This is a genomic window from Skermanella sp. (assembly GCF_059503625.1).
This window is the reverse complement of sequence record NZ_JCACHA010000486.1, coordinates 1-2,215: the sequence shown is the minus strand read 5'-3', so window position 1 is coordinate 2,215 and position 2,215 is coordinate 1. Positions and strand designations below refer to the sequence as shown.

Sequence of the window (2,215 nt, the reverse complement as noted above, 5' to 3'; positions counted from 1 at the left end):
AGACATGACGATTCCGGACACGACGCCCATGCCGAACGAGATCGCGAAGATCTTCGTCCAGAATTCCGACAGCATCCGGTAGACGTCCCGGCCGGTCCGCAACCACAGGGCTTCAAGCACCATGATCCAGTTGGCGAGGCCAATGGTGAAGGCAGGAAAAAGAATATGGAAAGATATCGTGAAAGCAAATTGAATACGAGACAACATCAACGGATCGATGTCCATTGTCCGCTCCGTCCTTGATCTACGTGTGCCCGGAACAGGGCTTTACCGCCCTTGGTTCCGGTACGACGAAGTTTGGAGCCGCATATCGCATTGACCAGTGCGACGACTTGGCATCCCTCTTTCGAGCGATCAATGGGCTTGCGGGCGATAAGTTGCCGCGAATTTTTTGTGGAATTTCAGCGAACGGCCGGTCTGCCGGTTGCGAGAGCGTCCAGCATGGCGGGCAGTTCGGTGAAGTGGTCGATGATCGCATCGGCGCCCATCTCGGCGGTGGGGAAGTGTGGATAGCCGTAGCTGACGGCGATCACCGGGATGCCGGCGCCGCGCGCCGCCGCGATGTCGTTGTGGTTGTCGCCGACCATCACGGCCCCGTCCTTGCCGGCGCCGAGCCGTTCCATCACCCAGGAAATATGGCCGCCGTCGGGCTTCCGAACGGGCAGGGTATCGCCGCCCGCGACGGATTCGAAGAACCGGGCGAGGTCGAGCTGGGCCAGCACTTCGGTCGTGACGCGCTCAGGCTTGTTGGTGCAGAGGCCGAGCTTGAGGCCGCGCGCCAGCAGGAGGTCCAGCGTTTCGGGAACGCCGGGAAAGATCGAGTCCGGGGAGGACGGTTGCTGTTCGTAGTAGTCGAGAAAAGTCTGGTAGATCTCGTCCGACGCCAGCGGGTCGATTTCGGCACCGGTCGCGGCGAAGGCGCGCCGCAGGAGGATTGGCGCTCCGTCGCCGACCATGCCCCGGACCTGCTCCACGCCGATGGTGGGACGGCCGTAACGGGTGAGCAGCTTGTTGACCGCCCCCGTGATGTCCGGGGCGCTGTCGATCAGGGTTCCGTCCAGGTCGAAGATTACGGCTTGAAGCTGAGGCATCCGGTTGTTCCGTGTGAGGGATTGGGCGTGAGTGGATTGTTGAACGTTAAATGGGCGGTTTTCGGTCAAGTCCGGATCAAGGGCTTTGGTCGAGCGCTCAAGGTGTGGCACAAGGGGGCCAATCCTCACCTGAACGCAGATCAGACGAAAACCGCACCATGACACTGACGCATCATACCGAAACCCGCCGTCCGCTCGCCTGCATTATTCTGGCGGCGGGCAAGGGCACCCGCATGAAGTCGGATCTGCCGAAGGTGCTGCACAAGGTTGCGGGCCGCTCCATGGTCGCCCATGTCGTGGCGGCCGCATCCCTGCTGGCGCCGGAGAAGATCATCGCGGTGATCGGCCCCGGCATGGAATCCGTCGCGGCGGAGGTCGCTCCCCACGCCACCGTCGTCCAGGAGAACCAGCGCGGCACGGGCGACGCCGTGATGGCTGCCCGTGCGCTGCTCGATGGCTTCGACGGCGACGTGCTGGTCGCTTATGGCGATACGCCGCTGGTGACGGACAGGACGCTGGGCGCCATGGTGCAGGCCCGGCGGGAGGCTTCCGATCCGGCCGTCGTCGTGCTCGGGATGCGGCCTGCCGCACCCGGTGCCTATGGCCGGCTTATCCTGGGGGCCGAGGGCGGGCTGGACGCCATCGTGGAATACCTGGACGCGACGGAGGAGCAGCGCGCGGTCACCCTGTGCAATGCGGGGCTGATGGCGTTCGACGGTGCGCGGCTGTTCGGCCTGCTGGACAGCATCGGCAGCGACAACGCGAAGGGCGAGTACTACCTGACCGATGCGGTCGCGGTGGCGCGTGCCGCCGGCCATGCCTGCCGCGTCGTCGAAGCGCCGGCCGATGAGGTCGTCGGCGTCAATTCCCGCGCGGAACTGGCGGAAGTCGAGCTTATCATGCAGCGCCGGCTGCGCGCGGCCGCGATGGCTGCCGGTGCTACCCTGGCCGATCCGGACACGGTCTATTTCAGCCACGACACCCGGCTGGGCCGGGACGTACTGGTCGGGCAGAACGTGGTGTTCGGCCTGGGGGTCAATATCGCGGACAAGGTCGAGATCAAGCCGTTCTGCCACCTGGAAGAAGTCATCGTATCGCCGGGCGCCATCATCGGCCCGTTCGCG

At 64.5% G+C, this 2,215-nt stretch carries 3 protein-coding genes; 1 reads left to right on the top strand and 2 read right to left on the bottom strand.

Translation table 11 applies throughout. From position 1 onward, the window contains the following. Positions 1–225, bottom strand: a 225-nt coding sequence (locus AC5JJ6_RS10640) for a cytochrome ubiquinol oxidase subunit I (protein WP_496042011.1), incomplete at its 3' end; no start/stop codon positions are given. 176 nt (positions 226–401) lie between these two features. Further along, entirely contained in the window at positions 402–1,091 is a 690-nt protein-coding gene (gph, locus tag AC5JJ6_RS10635) for a phosphoglycolate phosphatase (protein WP_496042010.1), read from the bottom strand. A 158-nt stretch (positions 1,092–1,249) separates the two neighbouring features. Between gph and AC5JJ6_RS10630 the strand changes: the two genes are divergently transcribed. After that, on the top strand, positions 1,250–2,215 hold a 966-nt coding region (locus AC5JJ6_RS10630; protein ID WP_496042009.1), incomplete at its 3' end, for an NTP transferase domain-containing protein.